This is a genomic window from Thermus amyloliquefaciens, assembly GCF_000744885.1.
Lineage (GTDB): Bacteria > Deinococcota > Deinococci > Deinococcales > Thermaceae > Thermus > Thermus amyloliquefaciens.
The window spans coordinates 2,011,740-2,031,511 of record NZ_JQMV01000003.1; the positions used below are offsets into that span (position 1 = coordinate 2,011,740).

Consider the following 19,772-nt stretch of genomic DNA (forward strand, 5'->3'; position numbering starts at 1 on the left):
GTAAACTGAGGGCATGATCCGGCCCGTGGCCCGCCAGGACCTTCCGGGGCTTTTGAAGCTCCTTCGCTGGATGGACGAAAGCCCCAAGCGGGGGGTCCTGGCCCCGGAGGCCCGGGACCTTTCGGAGCTGGCGGAGGAGCTGGAGGACGGCCTGGTCCTCCTTAGGGACGGGGAAGTGGCGGGGTACGTGGGGCTGTACGCCTTCTGGGATGGCGCGGCCCTCGAGGGGCCCCTGGCCTACCGGGAGGAGGACCTTCCCCCCCTTCTCCAGGCCGCGGAGGAACGGGCCCGGGAGCTTCGCGTGGAACGGCTTTACGCCTTTCCCCGGGAGGAGAACCGCGCGGTGCGGGAAGCCCTGGAGCAGGCCGACTACGGCCTCCTGCACCTCACCTACTTCTTCGTTAAGGACCCGGAGGGCCTGGACTACCCGCCCCCTGAGGGCGTGGTCATCCGACGGGGTTTTCCCGGCCCCGGGGTCTACCGGGAACTGTACCGGGAGAGCGAGGAGGGCTGGGCCCTGCGCCTCAAGTGGACGGACGAGGAGCTTTGGGAACACTTCCAGGACCCCCATGTCCACCTCCTGGTGGCCTACCGGGGGGACGAACCCGTGGGCCTGGCCGAGGTGGAGCTGGAGGAAGGGGAGGCCAGCGTGGCCTATATCGGCGTGGTGCCCCAGGCCCGGGGCCAGGGCATCGGGCGGGCCCTCCTGGCGGAAGCGGCGAGGCTGGCCAAGAAGAAGGGCGCCACCCTCCTCAGGGTCCGGGCCCACGACCACGAGACCGGGGCCCTGGAGCTTTACCGCAACCTGGGCTTCAGCCTCGAGGAGGCGGTGGCCACCTACGCCAAGGAGCTCAAGGCCAGGCGGTAGGTCTCGGCGTGGGCCTCCACCGTGAGCCGGGGGTCGCGGTTGTACCCCCCGCCCATCACCACCACCAAGGGCACCCCCAAGGCCTTCACCATGCGGAACACCCGTTCATCCCGCCTCCTCACCCCTTCCGGGCTCAAAGCCAAGCGGCCAAACCGGTCCCCCTTTAGCACGTCCACCCCGGCGTTGTAGAAAACCAGACCCGGGCGGAAGGCCTGGGCCTCCTCCAAGGCCACGTCCAGGGCCCAAAGATAGGCCTCGTCCCCCACCCCGTCGGGAAGCCCCACGTCCAGGTCGCTCCGCTCCTTCCTCAAGGGGTAGTTCCGCTCCCCATGAAGGGAAAGGGTGAAGACCGTGGGATCGTGCTGAAAGAACACCGCCGTGCCGTTCCCCTGGTGGGCGTCCAGGTCCACTACGAGGATCCGGCCGGCAAAACCCTCCCGCCTCAGCCAGGCCACGGCCACGGCCACGTCGTTGAAAAGGCTATACCCCTCGGCCCGGTCGGGGAAGGCGTGGTGGGTGCCCCCGGAGAGGTTGAGGCCAAGCCCCCCCTCCAGGGCGTCCAGGGCCGCGGCCAGGGTGCCCCCGGCGGCGTGGAGGGCCCGCCTCAGGAGGCTTGGGCTGAAGGGGAGGCCCAGGCGCAAGGACTCCTCCCGGGAAAGCCCCTGGGTGAAAAGCCTTTCCAGGTATTCCTGGTGGTGGGCCAGGCGGAGGGCCTCCTCCGGCACCTCGGGGGCGGGCAGGATGGGAAGGAGTCCCTTTAGGGCCTCCGCCACCCCCTGGTACTTGTAGAGGGGGAAGGGGTGGCCCTCGGGGAGGTCCACCCTCAGGTGGGCGGTGGAGTAGGCCCGCACGCCTCCCATCATCCTCCCTTGGAGCAGAATAGAGTGGAGCTTGCGTCTCCTTGTCCTCGCCGACCAGACCCACCCCCACGTCCACTCCCCCCGCTTCCCGGAAAACCTGGGCCCCTTCGACCTGGTCCTGGGGGCGGGGGACCTACCGGGGGAGTACCTGGAGTACGTGGCCAGCAAGGTGGCGGTGCCTGTTCTCTATGTGCCCGGCAACCACGGGGAGGAGTGGGTGGGGGAGGGGCAGGAGAGGCGGCGGCCGGGGGGGGCGGTGAACCTCCACGGCCGGCTCTTCGCCCACCGGGGCCTCCTCCTCTACGGGGTGGGCGGGGTGCCCCGCTACCGGGAGGGGGAGGGGCAGCTCTCCGAGGGGGAGCTGCTGGCCCTAGCCCTGAAGCCCCTCTTCCTCCTGCCCCGCAGGCTCCTCTGGGGGCATGGGGTGGACGTCCTCCTCACCCACGCCCCGCCCCCGGGCCCCACGGCCGGGGAGGGCTTCCCCCACCGGGGAAGCCCCGCCTTCCTCCTCCTCCACCGCCTCCTCCGCCCCCGGCTCCACGTGCACGGCCACGTCCCCCTCCTCGGGGCCCCCTCCTTCCGCCGCCACCGCACCCCCCTGGGGGTGGAGGTGGTCCACGTCCAGGGCTACGCCCTCCTCAGCCTTTGAGTTGGCGGTAGGCCTCGTAGGCCGCCACCCCCACGGCCACCGCCAGGTTCAGGGAGCGCACCGGCCCCGGCATGGGGATCCGGACCCCGGGAAAGCGGGCCAGGATCTCCGGGGGAAGCCCCCGGGTCTCGGGGCCGAAGAGGAGGTAGTCCCCCTCTTGGAACCGCACCCCGTAAAGCCCCCCCTCGGCCCGGGCGCTGAAGGCCAGGACCCGGGCCCCGGGGGGCATGGCCTCCAGAAAAGCCTCCCAGCTGTCGTGGACCCTGAGGTCCACGTGGGGCCAGTAGTCCAGACCCGCCCGGAGAAGCCGCTTGTCCCCCAAGCGGAAGCCCAAGGGGCGGATGAGGTGCAGGGGAAAGCCCAAGGCGGCGGCGGTGCGGGCGATGTTCCCGGTGTTCTGGGGGATCTCCGGTTGGTAAAGGACCAGGTGCACCACCGCCTACCCCCTCCTGCGGTAGCGGGTGGCCGCCCCTCGGCCCACCCGCTCCACCCGGCCCTCCCGGATGAGGCGGTTCAGAAGGCCCAGGGCCGCCTTGGGGGAAAGGCCCAGGGGGCCTTCCAGCTCCCGGCGGGCTCGAGGGGTCTCCAGAAGGGCCAGAAGCCGCTCCGCCAAGGGGTCTTTCCGGGAGAGGTGGTAAAGGCCCCCCTCCCGGCGCAAAAGGCCCATGCGCTCCATCCGGGTGAGGACCCTACGGGCCGCCTCCGGGGGAAGCTGGAGGGCCCGGGTCATCTCCTCCAAGCCGGCCTGCCCTACCCGGCGCAGGTGGCCCACAACGATCAGGTGGTCCAGGCTGAAGCCGCCCAACCGCTCCTGGGCCTCGGCGATCTCCCGCACGAAGGCCTCGTCCAGCTCGGGGTTGTAGAGGACCAGGGTGAGGGCTTCGGGAAAGAGGCGGTACTCCGGGGGCTCCTTGCCGTACTTGAGGAGGAGGCGGTACATCTTGTCCACCCCGCTCCCCGCCCGCTCCACGTAACCCAGGCGGTAAAGGGCCTCGGCCAGGCGGGGGTTGCGCCTCTTGGGAGGGTGGCGGAGAACGTTCTCCGGGGTGATGCCCGGGGGGAAGCCCCCGGGGTTTGAGATCTCCAGGCGGTCCCGGCGGTGGTGCACCTGGATGGCGTCCGGGCTTTGCCAGTCCCGGTGGACCAGGGCGTTGAGGAGGGCCTCCCGGTAAACCTCCCCGTCAAAGTCCCAGACCTCGAGGCGGAAAAGCCCCACCGTGAGGTAGCGCACCCGGTTCCTGGCCTGGATGAGGTCGCGAAGCCGCTCCAAGAGGGCAGGTATGGGGCGGAGGATGTCCTCCCGAAAGGTGTACCCCTCCTCCCCCTCGTGGAAGTAGTAGCTCACCTCCGCCTGGGGGAGAAGCCGCCTTAGGGCCAAAGGGGTGCCCGCCAGGAGGAGGCCGGCCACCGTGGGCTTCTCCTCCCCCTCCACCCGCTCCAAAAGGCCTAGGGCGAAGAGGAGCTCCAAATCGGGCAGGGCCGCCAGGTTGCTCCCCCGCTCCTCCAGGATGCGCCTTAGGCGGAGCACCTCCACCGGGTCCAGGTCGGAAAGGCTGGCCGCCGGCAACACCTGGGCGGTGAAGTCGGGGTCGGGAAGGGCCTGGCCCAGCTTGAGCTCGGTGAGCCGCTTGCCGTCCCAAAAAGGCACCCGCCCCGCCCCCACGGCGATGGCCGAGGGGCTTTGGGGCAGGTGGAGGGCCAGCACCTTCCCCTCGGGCCCCTCCACCACCTCCACGTAGGGCAGGAGGAGGCCCTGGGTGAGCTGGAAAAGGGCGTGGGTGATCTGCAGGGGGTGGATCTCCGAGGCCCCCAGCACCCTTCCCTCCGGGCTCACCCCCAGGAAGAGGGTGCCCCCCTTGTGGTTGGCCAGGCCCGCGGCGTAGCGGGCCAGCTCCTCCGGGGAGAGGTCCTGGGGCAGGAAGAGGGTGCGCTCATCCTGCCCCGCGGAAAGCCGCTCCAAGAGTTCTTCCCACGTCACGGGCCACAGTTTAAGGGGAAGACCCTATTCCTGGCGGCAAGCGGCTTCCCAGGACCGGCCTTGGCAGAGGGGGTGGACGGGGCGGCCACGGCCTGGATGCTGGTCGCCACGGCCTTGGTGCTCCTCATGACCCCGGCCTTGGCCTTCTTCTACGGGGGGCTGGTGCGGAGCAAAAACGCCTTGAACACCACGATGATGAGCTTCGCCGCCCTGGGCTTCGTGGGGGTGGGCTGGGCGCTTCTCGGCTACAGCCTGGCCTTCGCCGAGGGCGGCCCTTGGCTGGGGGGCCTGGGGCACGCCCTGCTGAAGGGGGAGGGCCTCGAGGCCAAAGGGGAGATCCCCCACCTCCTCTTCATGGCCTTCCAGGGCACCTTCGCCATCACCACCGCCGCCCTCCTCACCGGAGCCCTGGTGGAGAGGATGCGCTTTCCCGCCCTGCTCCTCTTCCTCACCCTTTGGGGACTCCTGGTGTACGCCCCCCTGGCCCACTGGGTCTGGGGCGGGGGCTTCTTGGGGGCCATGGGGGCCTTGGACTTCGCCGGGGGCACGGTGGTGCACATCAACGCCGGGGTGGCGGCCCTGGTGGGAGCCCTGGTGCTGGGGGCCCGAAAGGACTATGGACGGCAGGCCCTCCTGCCCCACAACGTCCCCTTTACCCTTCTAGGCGCCGCCCTCCTCTGGTTCGGCTGGTTCGGGTTCAACGGGGGTAGCGCCTTGGCCTCGGGGGAGCTGGCCGCCTTGGCTTTCGCCAACACCATGCTGGCCCCCGCCGCCACCTTGGTGGTCTGGGCCCTTTTGGACCTCCTGCGCACCGGCAAGGTCACGGCCGTGGGTCTGGCCACGGCCATGGTGGTGGGCCTGGTGGCCATCACCCCGGCGGCGGGCTTCGTCTCCCCTCTTTCCGCCCTCGTGCTGGGTGCGGTAAGCGCCTTCCCCAGCTACTTCTTCCTCCTCTGGCGGCCAAGAAGCCGCCTGGACGACTCCCTGGACGTCTTCGGCGCCCACGGCCTCGCCGGCATCACCGGGGCCCTCCTCACCGGCCTCCTGGCGGAAAAGGCCTGGAACGGGATGGCGGATGGGTTCCTCTTCGGCAACCCCGCCCAGCTGGGGGTGCAAGCCCTGGCGGTGGCGGTGGCCATCGCCTACACCGCCCTGGCCACCTTCCTCCTCCTCAAGCTCACGGGCCTCCTCACCCCCTTGCGGGCCAGCCCCAAGGAGGAGGGGCTGGGCCTGGACGTCACCCAGCACGGGGAGGAGGCCTACGTGGAAGGGGAAGGGGCCATCCTGGTGCTCCCCGAGGCCACCCCCCCAGGACTTAAGCCCGCAGGAGGTGAGGCATGAAGCTCATCGTGGCCATCATCCGGCCGGAGAAGCTCCGGGATGTGCTGGAAGCCCTCTTCAAGGCGGAGGTGCGGGGGCTGTCCATCAGCAGGGTCCAGGGACACGGGGGGGAGACGGAAAGGGTGGAAACCTACCGGGGCACCACGGTGAAGATGGCCCTGCACGAGAAGATCCGCCTGGAGATCGGGGTATCCGAGCCCTTCGTAAGGCCCACGGTGGAGGCCATCCTCAAAGCCGCCCGCACCGGGGAGGTGGGGGATGGGAAGGTCTTCGTCCTGCCGGTGGAGAAGGTCTACCGCATCCGCACCGGGGAGGAGGACGAGGCCGCCGTGACCCCGGTACAATAGGGGTGTGACGGCGAGGCAACGGGCCATCCTCCGCCTCCTGGTGGAGGAGTACATCAAAACCCAAGCCCCCGTGCCCTCGGCGAGGCTCGCCGAGGGGTTGGGGCTTTCCCCCGCCCTCTGCCGCTACGAGCTCATCGCCCTCGAGGAGATGGGCTACCTGCAAAAGCCCCACGCCTCCGCGGGCCGGGTACCCACCCGGCAGGCCTTCCGCCAGTACTCCCTTTCCCTCCTCCCCCCAAAGCCCCTGCCCGAGGCCACCCAAGAGCGGCTTCAGCGGGCCCTGGAGGGGGCCAGGGAGCCTGAGGCCTTCTTGGTGAAGATGGCGGTGGGGCTTTCCGGGTACCCCGCCCTCCTGCGCCTGAGGCCCAAAAACGCCCCCAAGGTGCTCCAGGTCCACCTCTCCCCCCTGTCGGGGGGCATCCTGGCGGTTTTTGTCCTGGAGGGCGGGAGGGTGAAGGAGGCCAGGCTTCCCCTCACCCTCCCGGCCGAGCGGCTGAAACAGGCGGAGGAAGCCCTCTCCGGGCCCTTTGTCGCCTTACCCCCGGCTCCTAGGGGCCTCGAGGAGCTTTTTGCCCACCTTGCCCGGGCCCTCTCCGCAGGCCTTTCCCTCGTCTACCGGGAGGGCCTGGCCGAGGCCTTGAAGGAACCGGAGGCCAGGGATCCTGGCTTTCTGGAGCGCCTGGTGGCCCTATACGAGGCCGGAGGGGACGAGGCGGTCTTCACGCCCCCTGGCCGGGTGGATGTCCGGGTGGGGGAGGTGGAGGGCCTGGCCCAGGTGCAGTCGGGCTTTGCCCGGGGGGAGTGGCTGGGGGAGCTGGTCCTCCTGGGCCCCGTGCGCATGCGCTACCCCGAGGCCCTCTCCGTGGCCTTGAGCCTCAGCCAGGTCTATACTGAGCAGCATGCGGGTTGAGGTGCGGCTCTTCGCCCTTTACCGGGAGCAGGCGGGCACAGACCGCCTCTTCCTGGAGCTCCCCGAAAACGCCCAGGTGCTCCACGCCAAGGAGGCTCTGGAAAGGCGCTTTCCCGGCCTCAGGCTGGAGGGTGGCATGGCGGCGGTGAACCAGGCCCTGGCCCAAAGCGACACCCCCCTAAAGGAAGGGGACGAGGTGGCCTTTCTGCCCCCGGTCTCGGGGGGTCAGGACGCCTACGGCCTCACCCATGAACCCCTGGACCTGAAGGCCCTGGTGGACTGGGCCACCGCCCCCGAGTACGGGGCGGTGGTGAGCTTCTTGGGCACCACCCGGAGCCCCAACCGGGGGGAGGAGGTGGCCTTCTTGGAGTACGAGGCCTACCCAGGCATGGCGGAGAAGGTCATGGCGGAGATCATCGGGGAGATGCGCGCCCGCTGGCCTCTGGGCCGGGTGGCCCTTTGGCACCGCCTGGGCCGGGTGGACCCGGGGGAGGCCTCCATCGCCATCGTGGTCTCGGCCCGGCACCGGGTGGAGGCCTTTGCCGCCTGCCAGTACGCCATTGACCGGGTGAAGCAGGTGCTCCCCGTGTGGAAGAAGGAGCACCGCAAGGACGGGAGCTTCTGGGTGGAGGGGTTCGCCCCGGAAGGGCACCGCCTCTAACGTGGCCTCCTTTTCCCTCATCGCAGGCCTCCTCCTCCTGGCCCTCTGGGCCTTGCCCCTCCTCTTGGGCTTCCTCTCGGGCCGGGCTTACCGGTATGGGCGCAAGCGGGTGGCCCTGGGCCTACTCCTTTTTGGTGCTTTTCTGGGCTTTCTCGCTAGGCCGAGGCCCTTGGGGCTTTTCCTCCTTCTCCTGGGCCTGGGCCTCGGGTACGGACGCTTGCGTTAACCCAAGGCCTCGCGGACCCTGGCCAGGAGGACCTGGGCGTCCGCCAGGGCCTCCTCTGCCCCCTCAAGCCGCCTCTTTTCCGCGCTCATAGAGGGGTAGGGCCTCCCTTAGGATTCCCCGCAGGAAGGGGAGTTCCCGCCAATCCCCCCGCGGCGGCTATAATGGGGGGATGACCGAGCGGGCCCTGCGCCCCATCCTGGAACTTCTCCCCGAAGAACTCCCCGGCGGGGGCTACCGCAAGGCCCAGATCGCCCACTGGCTCTACGCCCGGGGGGCCTTGGACTTCGCGGAGATGACCGACCTGCCCAAGGGCCTGAGGGAGGCTTTGAGCGAGGAGTGGCGCATCTCCGAGTTCGCCCTGGTGGAGGCCTACCCGAGCCGGGATGGGAGCGTGAAGTACCTCTTCACCCTTCTGGACGGCAAGAAGACCGAGGCAGTCTACATGCCCTACGAGAACCGCAAGACGGTCTGCCTCTCCAGCATGGTGGGCTGCCCGGCGGGGTGCACCTTCTGCGCCACCGGGGCCTTGGGCTTTGGCCGGAACCTCAGGGCGGCGGAAATCCTTGCCCAGCTTTTGGCCATCGCCCACCACCAGGGCATCTCCCCCAGGGAGATCCGCAACGTGGTGCTGATGGGCATGGGGGAGCCCCTCCTGAACCTGCCAAACGTCCTCAAGGCGGTGCGGGTCATGCTCCACCCGAAGGCCCTGGCCATGAGCCCCAGGCGCATCACCCTCTCCACGGTGGGCATCCCCAAGGGGATTTACCGCCTGGCGGAGGAGGACCTGGGGGTGCGCCTGGCCCTTTCCCTCCACGCCCCCGACGACGAGACCCGCAAGAAGATCATCCCCACCGCCCACCGCTACTCGGTGGGGGAGATCCTCGAGGCGGTGCGCCACTACTACGCCAAGACCAAGCGGCGCATCACCTTTGAGTACACCCTTCTCAAGGGCCTGAACGACCACCCCTGGCAGGCCCGGCTCCTGGCCAAGCTGCTGAAGGGGATCAGCGCCCACGTGAACCTGATCCCCTTTAACCCCTGGGAAGGGGCCCCGGTGGCGGGCACCCCCAAGGCGGGCATCCTGGCCTTCGCCGAGGAGCTCAGGCGGCTTGGGGTGCCCACCTCGGTGCGCTGGAGCCGGGGACAGGACGTGGGGGCGGCCTGCGGCCAGCTGGCCCTCAAGACCCCCACGCCCCTCGTGTTCACACCGCTTCCAGAAGACGCCGGGCGATGATGAGCTTCAGGATCTCGCTGGTCCCCTCCCCAATGCGGGTCAGGCGGGCATCCCGCCAGTAGCGTTCCACGGGGTAGTCCTTGATGTAGCCGTAGCCTCCCAGGACCTGGATGGCCTCGTCGCAGGCCTTCACCGCCGCCTCGCTGGCGAAGAGCTTGGCCTGGGCGGCCTCGAGGGTATGGGGCCTTCCCGCATCCCTAAGCTCCGCCGCCTTCAGGTAAAGCAGCCTCGCCGCCTCCAGCTCCGTGGCCGCCTCCGCCAGCTTGAAGGAAACCCCCTGGTACTCGGCGATGGGCCGGCCGAAGGCCTCCCGCTCCTTGGCGTAGCGCAGGGCGAAGTCCAAGGCCGCCCGCCCCAGGCCCACCGCCATGGCGGCGATGCCGATCCGGCCCCCGTCCAGGACGCGGAGCACGTCGTAAAACCCCTTCCCCCTTTCCCCCAGAAGGGCCTCTTCGGGAAGGAAAAGGTCTTCCAGGAGAAGCTGGGCGGTGTCGGAGGCGCTTAAGCCCAGCTTCTCCTCCTTCCGGCCCACCCTTAGGCCCCGCTCGGGGCGGAAGAAGGCGAAGGCGGAGATGCCCAGGTGCTTCCGCTCGGGGCTTGGGGCGGGGTCGGTGCGGGCCACGATCACATAGACCCCGGCCACGCTCCCCTGGGTGATGAACTGCTTGGTGCCGTTCAGGACCCACCCCCCCGGCACCGCCTCCGCCTTGGTCTTGAGGGCGGCGGCGTCCGAGCCCGACCCCGGCTCCGTGAGCCCCCAGGCCCCCAAGACCTCCCCCGAGGCCAGCTTGGGCAGGAAGGTTTCCTTCTGCCTCTCGTTCCCCGCAAGGAGGATGTGCCCCGTGGCCAGGGAGTTGTGGCTGGCCACGGTGAGGGCCAAGGCCCCGTCGTGGTAGGCCACTTCCTCCACCATGCGGGCGAAAAGCCGGCTCGTCAGCCCCGCCCCCCCGTAGGCCTCGGGCACGGTGGCCCCGAAGACCCCGAACTGGGCCAGCTTCCGCACCAGGTCAAAGGGGAAGGCCCCGGTGCGGTCCCTCTCCGCCGCCCCTGGGGCCACCTCCGCCCTCAGGAACTCGCGGAAGGGCCCCAGCACCGCCCGCTCCTCGCTGCTTTCCTCAAACCAAAGCCCCATGGTGGGGCAAGTATAACACTTTCCTGCTCATTAGCAAAAAGGCGTTAGACTACAGGGCCGTGGTAGAGTCAGGGGCGTGCTCCTCCTGCTGGGCCCCACGGACGTGGGCAAGAGCACCCTGGCCCTCAGGCTCCTGGAGAAGGCGGGGGAGGCCTACCTCCTGGACCTGGACCCGGGGCAGGGGGCCTTGCCGGGGGCCTTCACCCTCTTTCGCTACCGGGAAGGGCACCTCGCCCCCCTCCGCCGCCACCTCTTGGGGGCCCTCTCCCCCATGGGGGTGGAGGCGCGGGCGGTGGTGGGGGCCCTGCGCCTGGCCCGCAGGATCCCCCCGGGGAGCCCCGCGGTGGCCGACACCGACGGCCTCCTCCACCCCGAGTTCCGCCTCCTCCAGGCGGAGGCCCTAAGCCCCACGGAAATCCTCGTCCTGGGGGCGGAGGCCCTCCACCGGGCCCTGGCCTGGCGCAAGGACCTAAGGGTGCGCCTGGCCCCACCCCTCCCCGGGGCCAGGCGCAAGACCCCCGCGGAGAGGAGAAGAAACCGCCTGGAGAGGCTGCTTGCCCACTTTAAGGAGGCTAGGCCCCGGGTCTTGCCCCTGGAGGGGAAGGGGGATACGGAGCGGCTTTACGGCCTCCTGGACGAGGAGGGCTTCCTCCTGGGCTACGGGAGGCTTCTCGCCTGGGAAGCGGGGGAGGGCCTCTTCCTCACCCCCGCCTCCGGGGAGGTGGCCAAGGTGGTGCCCACCCGCATCCCCTCCCCCTTCACCAGGCCCCCGCTTCCCCCTCCCGGGGATGGGGCTTAGCGCACCACCAGGTTCAGGATCTTGCCGGGGACGTAGATCTCCTTGACGATCTCCTTCCCCTCCAGGTGGGCCTGGACGTTCCTCACCTTCCTGGCCTCCGCCAGGGCCACCTCCAGGGGGGCGTCCTTGGGGATCTGGATGGTCCCCCGCACCCTGCCGTTCACCTGCACCGCCACCTCCACCACGTCCTTTTCCAGGGCCTTTTCGTCCAGCTCGGGCCAGCCCGCCTCAAAGAGGCTATCCGGCCAGAACCAGTGCCAAAGCTCCTCGGCGATGTGGGGGGCGAAGGGGAAGAGCATCTGCAGGTAGTAGCGGATGGCGGTGCGGTACACGGGGGTCACCGGCCGTTCCTTGCGGTAGTCGTAGAGGGCGTTCAGGAGTTCCATGAGGGCGGCGATGGCGGTGTTGAAGCGCAGGGCCTCGAGGTCCTCCGTGACCTTCTTCAAGGTGGCGTGGAGCCTCCCGTAAAGCTCCCGATCCGGCCCCTCCAGGGCCTCCGCCTGGAACCTGCCGCTCGTGGCCAGGAGGGCCTCCTTGTCCTCGGCCACCCGGCGCCAGACCCGGTTCAGGAAACGCCAGGCCCCCTGCACCCCCTCCTCGGTCCAGACCATCTCGTTCTCCGGGGGTGCGGCGAAGAGGATGGTGATGCGGGCGATGTCCGCCCCCTGCTCCTTCACGAAGGGGCCCACCATGACCCCGTTGCCCTTGGACTTGCTCATCACCGCGGGCTTCCAGAGGTGGAGGGTGCCGTCCTCGTGGGGCCTGAGCTCCGCCCCCATCTTCCGTACCTCCTCCAGGGAAAGCTCCCTTTCGGGGATCTCCAGGCGGATGCGGGTGGGCTCGGGGAGGCGCACCCTTTCCCCCTCCACCTCCACGGGGCCGAAGTCCGTCCAGGCCAGGACCATGCCCTGGGTGAAGAGGCCCGTGAAAGGCTCCTCCACCTTCACCATCCCCAGGTCGTGGAGGAACTTGGTGAAGAAACGGCTGTAGAGGAGGTGCAAGACCGCGTGCTCCACCCCGCCGATGTACTGGTCCACGGGCATCCAGAAGTTGGCCCTCTCGGGGTCAAAGGGGAGCTTTTCGTTCTTGGGGTCGGCGTAGCGCAGGTAGTACCAGCTGGAGTCAAAGAAGGTGTCCATGGTGTCGGTGTCCCGCCGGGCGGGGCCACCGCACTTGGGGCAGGTGGTCTCGTAGAACTCGGGGTGGGCCTCCAGGGGGCTTTTCCCCTTGGGGCGGATGTCCTCCACGTCCTTGAGGTCGGGGAGGAGGACGGGAAGCTCCTCCTCCGGCACGGGCACCACCCCGCAGGCCCCGCAGTGGACCATGGGGATGGGGGTGCCCCAGTAGCGCTGGCGGCTGATGAGCCAGTCCCTAAGGCGGTAGGTGACCCGCCCCTTGCCCAGGCCCCTTTCCTCCAGCCAGGCGATCACCTTCCGCTTGCCCTCCTCGCTCTCCATGCCGCTAAAGGGCCCGGAGTTCACCATGATGCCGGGCTCCTCGTAGGCGGCCTCGAGGGGCTCGGGCAAGGGCTCCCCCGGGCGCTCGATCACCTTCCGGATGGGGAGGCCGTACTTTTGGGCGAAGGCGAAGTCCCGCCCGTCGTGCCCGGGCACGGCCATGATGGCCCCGGTGCCGTAGCCATAGAGCACGTAGTCCGCGGTCCAGATGGGGATCCGCTCCCCGGTGGCGGGGTTTTGGGCGTAGGCCCCCAGGAAGACCCCCGTCTTCTCCCGCCCCTCCGCCTGGCGCTCGATCTCCGTCTTGCGCCTGGCGGCCTCCACGTAGGCCTCCACCTCGGCCCGCCTCTCGGGGGAGGCCAGCTTCAGGGTCAGGGGGTGCTCCGGGGCCAGGACCAGGAAGGTGGCCCCAAAGAGGGTGTCGGGCCGGGTGGTGAAGACGGCGATCCGCTCCTCGGAGCCCTCCACGGGGAAGAGGATCTCCGCCCCCTCGGAGCGGCCGATCCAGGCCCGCTGCATGGCCTTCACCTTCTCCGGCCAGCGGAGGCCCTCGAGGTCCTCAAGAAGCCTATCCGCATAGGCGGTGATGCGCAGGTACCACTGCTCGAGCTCCCGCTTCTCCACCGGGGTGTCCTCGTGCCGCCAGCACCGGCCCTCCACCACCTGCTCGTTGGCCAAGACGGTCTGGCACTTGGGGCACCAGTTCACCAGGCCCCCCGCCCGGTAGGCCAGGCCCTTTTCCCACATTTTTATGAAAATCCACTGGTTCCAGCGGTAGTAGTCGGGCTCGCAGGTGGTCACCTCCCGGTCCCAGTCGTAGAGGATGCCCATGAGCTCGAGGCTCTCCTTGGCCTGGCGGATGTTCTCGTAGGTCCAGTCCCTGGGGTGGAGGCCGAACTTCAAAGCGGCGTTTTCCGCGGGCAGGCCAAAGGCATCCCAGCCCATGGGATGGAGGACCTCATACCCCTGCACCTTGCGGAAGCGGGCCAGGACGTCCCCCATGGTGTAGTTCTTCAGGTGGCCCATGTGCAGGTCCCCGGAGGGATAGGGGAACATGACCAGCACGTACTGCTTCCCCTTCCTTCCCGGGACCTCCTTGGCCTTCATGAAGCCCTTTTCCTTCCAGAAGCGTTGCCACTTGGGCTCTATGGCGTGCGGGTTGTACTTCTCCATGCGCTCCTCCCTCAAAAAAACCCTTCCCCCAAGGGGAAGGGACGGCCAAGCCCCTTCCCGCCTTAGGGGATTAGCCTGGCCGGACTCATGGGAACATGATACTGCAACCCGGCAAAAAAGCGTGGGGCGCCCTAGTCCTCCATCGCCCTCGCCACCACCGCCCCCAGGAGGAAGACCCAAAGCACGAGATATAGGCCGAGTAGCGCCAGGACAAACCCCGCCAGGGGTCCGTAGAGGAGCTCGTACTGGGAGCGGGGAAGGAGCTTGGGAAGTCCAAGCCGCACCCCCTCGAAGAGAAGGGCTGCCACCCCTGCCCCCACGCTCAAGGGCACGAGCTCGCGAAGGCCCCCAAGCCCCCGGAAGAAGGCGTAGGTGAAGAGGAAGAGCAAGAAGGCGGCCACCAGGGGGAAAAGGGCCTGGAAAGGCCCCAAAACCCCCCGCCACTCCGGGGGCAGGAAGCGGAGGAGGAAGCCCATGGCCAGACCGAAAAGGGAGAGGAGGATGAGGCCCAGGCCCAGCAAGAAGGGCATGACCAGGCCCAAAATCCGGTGGCGAAGCCCCGGGGGCCTGCCGAAGACCAGGCCCAGGGTGTAGCTCAAGGCGGCAAAGAAGTTGCTCCCCGACCAGACGAGCAGAAACCCGCTGGCCAGGGTCAGGGGAAAGGCGCTCCGGGTGAGGAAACCGAGAAGGTCTTGGGCCAGCTCGGGCCTGGCCGGGAAGAGGCCTTGCGCCAAGGTCGCCACCCCCTCCAGGAACTCCGCCCGCAAGGAGGGGCTTCCCGAGAGGAGAAGGCCGAAGACCCCCACCAGGAGGAAGAGGAGGGGCATGAGGGAAAGGAGGGCGTAGTAGGCCAGGGCCGCGGCGAAGAAGGGCACGTGGGCCTGGGTGTAGAGGCGTAAGACCTTTTGCAGCACGAGCCCCCCTGCCCTCCTAGGGGGCACCTATTCCCGCTCCTGCCCCTCCCCCAGGGCCACCCACTTGGTGGTGGTGAGCTCCAGGGGCCCCATGGGGCCGTAGGCGTGGAGCTTGGAGGTGCTGATGCCGATCTCCGCCCCCAGGCCCAACTGGAAACCGTCGTTGAAACGGGTGGAGGCGTTCCAGAGGACCAGGCTGGCGTCCACCTCTTCCAGGAAGCGCCAGGCCACCCGGGGGTCCTCCGTGCAGACGGCCTCCGTGTGGCGGGAACCAAAGCGGGCGATGTGGGCCAGGGCCTCCTCCAGCCCCGAGACCACCTTCACCCTAAGGATCAGGTCCAGGTACTCCCGGTCCCACTCCTCCTCGGAGGCGGGGACGGCCTCCTCGAGGAGGGGAAGGGCCCGGGGGCAGGCCCGGAGCTCCACGCCCCTTTGCCGCATGGCCTTTTCCAGCATGGGAAGGAAGACCCCGGCCACCCCCTCGTGGACCAAGACCGCCTCGAGGGCGTTGCACACCGCCGGGCGCTGCGTTTTGCCGTTGAGGGCCAGGCGGAGGGCCATATCCAGGTCCGCCCTCTCGTCCACGTAGAGGTGGTTCACCCCCTTGGCGTGGGCCAGCACGGGCACCCGGGCCTCACGCTGCACCAGGCGGATGAGCTCCTCCCCGCCCCGGGGGATGAGGAGGTCCAGGGCCTCGAGGCGGCAAAGGGCCAATATGGCCTCCCGCTCGGTGGTGGGCACCAGGCTCACCGCCTCCACCGGAAGCCCCGCCTCCCTCAAGGCCCGGTGCCAGAGGGAAACCAGGGCCTGGTTGGAGCGGAAGGCCTCCTTGCCCCCCCTTAGGAGCATGGCGTTTCCCGCCTTCAAGGCCACGGAAACCGCCTCCACCGTGGCCCCGGGCCTTGCCTCGTAGATGAAGCCGATGAGGCCCAGGGGCACCCGCATCCTCCCCACCCTGAGGCCGTTGGGCCTTTTGCTAAGCCCCTCGATCCGGCCCAGGGGGTCGGGGAGGGCCGCGATCTGCCGGAGGCCCTCGGTGAGGCTTTTGAGGTCCTTGTCCTTCAGGGCCAGGCGGTCCAGCTTGGCCCGGGAAAGCCCTGCCCCTTCGGCCTCCTTTAGGTCCTCCTGGTTGGCCTTCAGCACCTCGGGCCAGGCCTCCTCCAGGAGCCGGGCCATGGCCAAAAGCGCCCGATCCCGGTTCCCCTTGGCGATCTCGGGGAGCTTAGCCCGGGCCCTTTCCGCCAGGGCCCTCAGGGCGTCCTCCAGTTGTTCCCCTTGGATAGCCGCCTCCCTCATGGTTCCTCCTTCAGGACCAGGTGGTCCCGATGGACCACCTCCTCGGTGTAACGGTAGCCCAAGAGGGCCTCGATCTCGGCGCTTTTCCGCCCCAAGATCCGCGCCACCTCCTCGGCGGCGTAGTTGGCGAGGCCCACCCCCACCTCCTCCCCCGCCTCGGAGAGGAGGCGCACCGCCTCTCCCCGGCCAAACCGCCCCCGCACCGCCTTGATGCCGGCGGGCAGGAGGCTTGCCCCCCGCTCCTTGAGGGCCCGCACCGCCCCCGCATCCAGAATGAGCTCCCCTTTGGGCCGGAGGAGGCCGTAGAGCCAGGCCCGCTCCCCCCGGTAGCGCCTCTTGGCGTGGAAGTAGGTGCCGAGGGGAGCGCCCTTCAGGGCCTCCAGCACCGCCCCGGGCCGCCTGCCGGGGAGGAGGAGGGTGGGGATGCCCACCCTTCCGGCAATTTGGGCCGCCAGGAGCTTGGAGCGCATCCCCCCGCTCCCTAAGGGGTTCCCTTCCCCCGCATGGCCCAAGACCGCTTCCACCCGTTCCACCTCGAGGATGGGCCTGGCGCTGGGGTTCCGCTTGGGGTCTTCCTCGTAAAGGGCGTCCACGTCGGAGAGGAGCACCAAAAGCCCCGCCTCCACCAAGGCCGCCACCCGGGCGGAGAGCTGGTCGTTGTCGCCGAAGCGGATTTCTTGGAAGGCCACGGTGTCGTTCTCGTTGATGACGGGGACGGCCTCGAGGCGCAAAAGGGCCTGCAGGGTGGCCTTGGCGTTCAGGTAGCGCTCCCGGGCGGCCAGGTCCTCGGCGGTGAGGAGGACCTGGGCCACCGGGGTGGGGGCGAAGGCCTCCCGCCACGCCGCCATGAGGAGGGGTTGACCTATGGCCGCCAGGGCCTGCTTCAGGGGCATGTCCTGGGGCCGGGGAAGCCCGGTGGCCGCCATGCCCGCGGCCACGGCCCCCGAGGACACCAGGACCACCTCCCTGCCTTCTGCCCGCAGGGCCAGCACCTGGCGGGCGATCTCCCCCATGACAGAAAGGTCCAGGCCGGAAGGCCCGGCCAGGACCGCGCTCCCCACCTTCACCACCAGCCGCTTCGCCGCAAGCCCAGGCCGCATTAAGGCCCAGGATAGCACCTCTCATCCGCCCCCCCTAGGGGCCTGCTAAGGTGGTAGAGATGGTCCGGATAGCGAGCCTCCTGGCTTTAGCCCTGGTCCTCCTGGCCTCCTGCAACGAGACCTCCCCCAACCGACCCCCTCAGGTCACGGTGTTCCAGGCAAGCCCCCTCGAGGGGGAAACCCCCCTCACCGTGCGCTTCACCTGGCAGGCCACGGACCCCGAGGGCGACCCCCTTGCCTGTGTGCTGGAACCAGGGGATGGGGCCCAGCTGGTCTTCCCCACCTGCGGAAGCGGCACCACCTACACCTATGCTGCTCCTGGGGACTACACGGCGCGGCTTCGGGCGCAAGACCCAAAGAGGGCCACCGCGCAACCCCAAAACCCTGTTAGGGTCAGGGTGCGCCCCAAAAAGGACTTCACCCTTTCCCTCTCCCCCACCAGCCTGAGCGTGGAGCAGGGCAAGGCGGGCACCACCACCCTGACCCTCACTCCCCAAGGGGGATTTAGCGGCACCGTTTCCCTTTCGCTGGTGGGTGCCCCTTCTGGGGTAAACCTTTCCCCAGGAAGCCTGCCCGTGAGCGGGTCCAGCCCCGTCAGCCAAATCCTCTCCCTCAGCGTGGGAAGCGCCGTACCTACCGGCACCTACCCCCTAAAGGTCCGGGCCACAGGGGGTGGCCTCACGCGGGAAGCGGACCTCACCCTCACGGTCACCCCGCCCACGGATGGGGACTTCAGCCTGACCCTCGAGGGCTCCTCCCTCTCCGTGACCCAAGGGGGAACCGTTTATGTGCGTCTGGTGGTGAGCGGCACCTACACCGGCCAGGTGACCCTTTCCCTGGTGGACGCCAGCAAAAACCCCTTCAGCGGGGTAAGCCTGAGCCCCACCAGCACCTCGGTCCCCTCGGCCCCCATGCTGGAGCTCACCGCCTCCCCCACCCTCACCCCCGGCACCTACAACCTCTTCGTGCGGGGCCAAGGGGGAAGCCTGGTACGGGAGGTTCCCCTCAGCCTCACGGTAACCACCCCCTCCTCCTCGCAAAACCTGCGCCTGGCCAAGGCCGAGTGGGGGCAGACCGTGCTTAAGGAGGGCCTGCGCCTGGTGGCGGGCAAGCCCGCCCTCCTCCGGGTCCACCTCCTGGCAAACCCCTCCCCCATAACCCTCAGCAACGCCCTTTCCGGAGCGGTGTACCTGAACGGTACCTTCCAGGGAAACCTCTCCTTCACCTGCCCAAACCCCATCCCCACCGCCACCGAGCCGGGAAACCTGGCCAGCACCTGCACCGCCACCCTGCCGGCAAGCTGGGTCACCGCAGGGCTTCGGGTGGAGCTCCGGGCCGACCCCCAGGACCAGGTGGCGGAAACGGACGAGGGCGACAACCTCCTCACCCTTAGCCCCGACGTAGGGGCAGGCACGGTGCTTTACCTGACCGCGGTCCCCGTGATCCACCAGGGGCAACAAGCCACGGTACCCAGCTTTAGCCAAACCCTCTGGCGGATCTGGCCCTTGAAGGAGGTGGCCTTCACCACCCGGGCGCCCTACACCTTCTCCGGCACCTTGAAGGCCAACGACGGAAACACCTGGGCCCAACTTCTGGACGAGCTTCACATCCTGCGCCAAAGCGAGGGGAGCCAGCGGTACTACTACGGCTTCGTGAAGGTATCCTACACCTCGGGCATTGCGGGCATCGGCTACATCGGCTACCCCGTGGCCGTGGGCTGGGACTACCCCTCCTCTGCCCCAGCGGTGATGGCCCACGAGCTGGGGCACAACTTCGGGCGGGAGCACGCCCCCTGCGGCGTTTCGGGCGACCCCAACTATCCGTATGCGGGCGGCAAAATCGGCACCTGGGGCTACGACCTGGCAGACGGCTCCCTCAAGGACCCGGGCCAGCGTTACGACCTCATGAGCTACTGCAGCCCCCAGTGGATTTCCGACTACACCTACGAGGGGGCGCAGGCCTTCTTGGAGCGCAATCCGCCCAAGCCCCTGGGCCTTCCCCAGGAGGGGCTTCTCTTCACCGGCCGCATCCAGAACGGGGAGGTGGTCCTGAACCCGCCTTTGCGCCTCGAGGCCGCCCCCGAGGGCGAACCCTCCCCCTACCGCCTCCTGGCTGAGGTCCCAGGCCGGGCCGGTCCCCTCGAGGCGCCCGTCTACACCCTCATGGACTCCGAGGGCATCCTGCACCTCCAGGCCCACCTGCCCGTGGGCACCTACGCCAAGGTGGGGCTCTACCTGGGCCCACGCCTCCTGAAGGAGATCCCCGCCCCCCTCGCCCCCCTGGCCGAACCCCAGGTGAGCCTTTCGGAAGCGGGGGGCTTCCTCACCGTGCGCTCCCAGGGCTACCCCTTCTTCTCCCTCTTCCACCTAGCCGAGGACGGCACCCGCACCGCCTTAGGCCTCTGGCACCGGGCGGGAGAGGTGCGGTTTGCCCTCACGGGCCTCCCCGCGGGCGGGAAGTGGGAGGTCCAGGTCTCGGATGGGCTAGGGGTCCGCATCCTGCGGTTTTCCCGCTAGGAAGCGGCCTTCCCGGAAGGCCACCTTCCCTTCCCGCCTTAGCCGCACCAGAAGGGCGAAAAGGGTGGCCTTCTTCAGGCCAGGGTAAAGGGGCTTCAGGCGGGCATGAAGCTCCTCTAAGGAAAGGGCCTTCCGAAGCAGGCCCAGGATGTGGGCTTCTAGACGACGCTCCCGCACGGTGCCCATTATTGACAAGGGGGGCTTCTCCATGCTACCTTGAGGGTCGGCTTGGGCCCGTAGCTCAGTTGGATAGAGCGGCTGACTACGGATCAGCAGGTCAGGGGTTCGAATCCTCTCGGGCCCGCCACGTC

Annotated in this window: 19 protein-coding genes and 1 tRNA gene; 11 read left to right on the forward strand and 9 right to left on the reverse strand. The window is 68.9% G+C overall.

Features of this window, described 5'->3' with window-relative positions:
- Positions 1–13 precede the first annotated feature (13 nt).
- Positions 14–868 carry a GNAT family N-acetyltransferase gene (locus BS74_RS10855; RefSeq protein WP_038058641.1) on the forward strand — a complete coding sequence of 285 codons (855 nt, stop codon included), beginning with the start codon at positions 14–16 and terminating at the stop codon, positions 866–868.
- Here the strand turns inward: BS74_RS10855 and BS74_RS10860 are convergent.
- Entirely contained in the window at positions 838–1,719 is an 882-nt protein-coding gene (locus BS74_RS10860; RefSeq protein WP_038059204.1) for a histone deacetylase family protein, read from the reverse strand. The genes BS74_RS10855 and BS74_RS10860 overlap by 31 nt on opposite strands.
- Before the next feature lie 28 nt (positions 1,720–1,747).
- Between BS74_RS10860 and BS74_RS10865 the strand changes: the two genes are divergently transcribed.
- Positions 1,748–2,377, forward strand: coding sequence for a metallophosphoesterase (locus tag BS74_RS10865; protein WP_425427257.1), 630 nt, complete (start codon positions 1,748–1,750; stop codon positions 2,375–2,377).
- Here BS74_RS10865 and BS74_RS10870 read toward each other — a convergent pair.
- Together BS74_RS10870 and BS74_RS10875 are read right to left on the reverse strand one after the other, a co-directional pair.
- On the reverse strand, positions 2,367–2,813 hold the full coding sequence (locus tag BS74_RS10870) for a tRNA (cytidine(34)-2'-O)-methyltransferase (RefSeq protein WP_038058645.1): 447 nt from the start codon (positions 2,811–2,813) through the stop codon (positions 2,367–2,369). The genes BS74_RS10865 and BS74_RS10870 overlap by 11 nt on opposite strands.
- A gap of 3 nt (positions 2,814–2,816) precedes the next feature.
- Positions 2,817–4,355, reverse strand: coding sequence for an ATP-binding protein (locus BS74_RS10875; protein ID WP_038058647.1), 1,539 nt, complete (start codon positions 4,353–4,355; stop codon positions 2,817–2,819).
- A 96-nt stretch (positions 4,356–4,451) separates the two neighbouring features.
- Between BS74_RS10875 and BS74_RS10880 the strand changes: the two genes are divergently transcribed.
- From BS74_RS10880 to rlmN, 6 genes are all read left to right on the forward strand, one after another.
- Positions 4,452–5,696 (forward strand): ammonium transporter, encoded by a 1,245-nt coding sequence (locus tag BS74_RS10880; protein ID WP_245606124.1) that lies wholly within the window; start codon positions 4,452–4,454, stop codon positions 5,694–5,696.
- Entirely contained in the window at positions 5,693–6,043 is a 351-nt protein-coding gene (locus BS74_RS10885) for a P-II family nitrogen regulator (RefSeq protein ID WP_038058649.1), read from the forward strand. Before BS74_RS10880 ends, BS74_RS10885 begins: the two co-directional genes overlap by 4 nt.
- A 4-nt stretch (positions 6,044–6,047) precedes the next feature.
- Positions 6,048–6,953: an HrcA family transcriptional regulator gene (locus BS74_RS10890; RefSeq protein ID WP_038058651.1), complete on the forward strand. Its 906-nt coding sequence runs from the start codon at positions 6,048–6,050 to the stop codon at positions 6,951–6,953.
- Entirely contained in the window at positions 6,943–7,614 is a 672-nt protein-coding gene (locus tag BS74_RS10895; RefSeq protein WP_038058654.1) for a molybdenum cofactor biosynthesis protein, read from the forward strand. The genes BS74_RS10890 and BS74_RS10895 overlap by 11 nt, the downstream gene beginning before the upstream one ends.
- Before the next feature lies 1 nt (position 7,615).
- Positions 7,616–7,840, forward strand: a complete 225-nt coding sequence (locus tag BS74_RS10900; RefSeq protein WP_038058656.1) for a hypothetical protein — start codon at positions 7,616–7,618, stop codon at positions 7,838–7,840.
- A 169-nt stretch (positions 7,841–8,009) separates the two neighbouring features.
- Positions 8,010–9,074 carry a dual-specificity RNA methyltransferase RlmN gene (gene rlmN, locus BS74_RS10905; RefSeq protein ID WP_038058659.1) on the forward strand — a complete coding sequence of 355 codons (1,065 nt, stop codon included), beginning with the start codon at positions 8,010–8,012 and terminating at the stop codon, positions 9,072–9,074.
- On the opposite strand, the gene BS74_RS10910 is transcribed toward rlmN, so the two are convergent.
- Complete coding sequence (locus tag BS74_RS10910; RefSeq protein ID WP_038058662.1) at positions 9,043–10,206, reverse strand: acyl-CoA dehydrogenase family protein; 1,164 nt, start codon at positions 10,204–10,206, stop codon at positions 9,043–9,045. The two genes, rlmN and BS74_RS10910, sit on opposite strands and share 32 nt — an antisense overlap.
- Positions 10,207–10,282: 76 nt before the next feature.
- Here BS74_RS10910 and BS74_RS10915 point away from each other — a divergent pair, with 76 nt between their 5' ends.
- Positions 10,283–11,005, forward strand: a complete 723-nt coding sequence (locus BS74_RS10915) for a Clp1/GlmU family protein (RefSeq protein WP_038058664.1) — start codon at positions 10,283–10,285, stop codon at positions 11,003–11,005.
- Here BS74_RS10915 and leuS read toward each other — a convergent pair.
- From leuS to proB, 4 genes are all read right to left on the reverse strand, one after another.
- Positions 11,002–13,635, reverse strand: a complete 2,634-nt coding sequence (leuS, locus tag BS74_RS10920; RefSeq protein ID WP_038059208.1) for a leucine--tRNA ligase — start codon at positions 13,633–13,635, stop codon at positions 11,002–11,004. The two genes, BS74_RS10915 and leuS, sit on opposite strands and share 4 nt — an antisense overlap.
- Positions 13,636–13,766: 131 nt before the next feature.
- Positions 13,767–14,549: a YhjD/YihY/BrkB family envelope integrity protein gene (locus BS74_RS10925; protein ID WP_038058666.1), complete on the reverse strand. Its 783-nt coding sequence runs from the start codon at positions 14,547–14,549 to the stop codon at positions 13,767–13,769.
- 27 nt (positions 14,550–14,576) lie between these two features.
- Complete coding sequence (locus tag BS74_RS10930) at positions 14,577–15,845, reverse strand: glutamate-5-semialdehyde dehydrogenase (RefSeq protein ID WP_051946862.1); 1,269 nt, start codon at positions 15,843–15,845, stop codon at positions 14,577–14,579.
- The gene (proB, locus tag BS74_RS10935) at positions 15,842–16,945 is read right to left on the reverse strand and encodes a glutamate 5-kinase (RefSeq protein WP_038058669.1); all 1,104 of its coding nucleotides are present in this window, start codon (positions 16,943–16,945) and stop codon (positions 15,842–15,844) included. The genes BS74_RS10930 and proB overlap by 4 nt, the downstream gene beginning before the upstream one ends.
- 59 nt (positions 16,946–17,004) lie before the next feature.
- On the opposite strand from proB, the gene BS74_RS11765 reads away from it, so the two are divergent.
- The gene (locus BS74_RS11765) at positions 17,005–19,461 is read left to right on the forward strand and encodes a PKD domain-containing protein (protein WP_081914579.1); all 2,457 of its coding nucleotides are present in this window, start codon (positions 17,005–17,007) and stop codon (positions 19,459–19,461) included.
- Here the strand turns inward: BS74_RS11765 and BS74_RS10945 are convergent.
- Positions 19,429–19,671, reverse strand: a complete 243-nt coding sequence (locus BS74_RS10945; RefSeq protein ID WP_185747732.1) for a hypothetical protein — start codon at positions 19,669–19,671, stop codon at positions 19,429–19,431. The genes BS74_RS11765 and BS74_RS10945 overlap by 33 nt on opposite strands.
- 20 nt (positions 19,672–19,691) lie before the next feature.
- On the opposite strand from BS74_RS10945, the gene BS74_RS10950 reads away from it, so the two are divergent.
- A tRNA-Arg gene (locus BS74_RS10950) sits at positions 19,692–19,768 on the forward strand.
- The last annotated feature ends 4 nt before the right edge of the window (positions 19,769–19,772 follow it).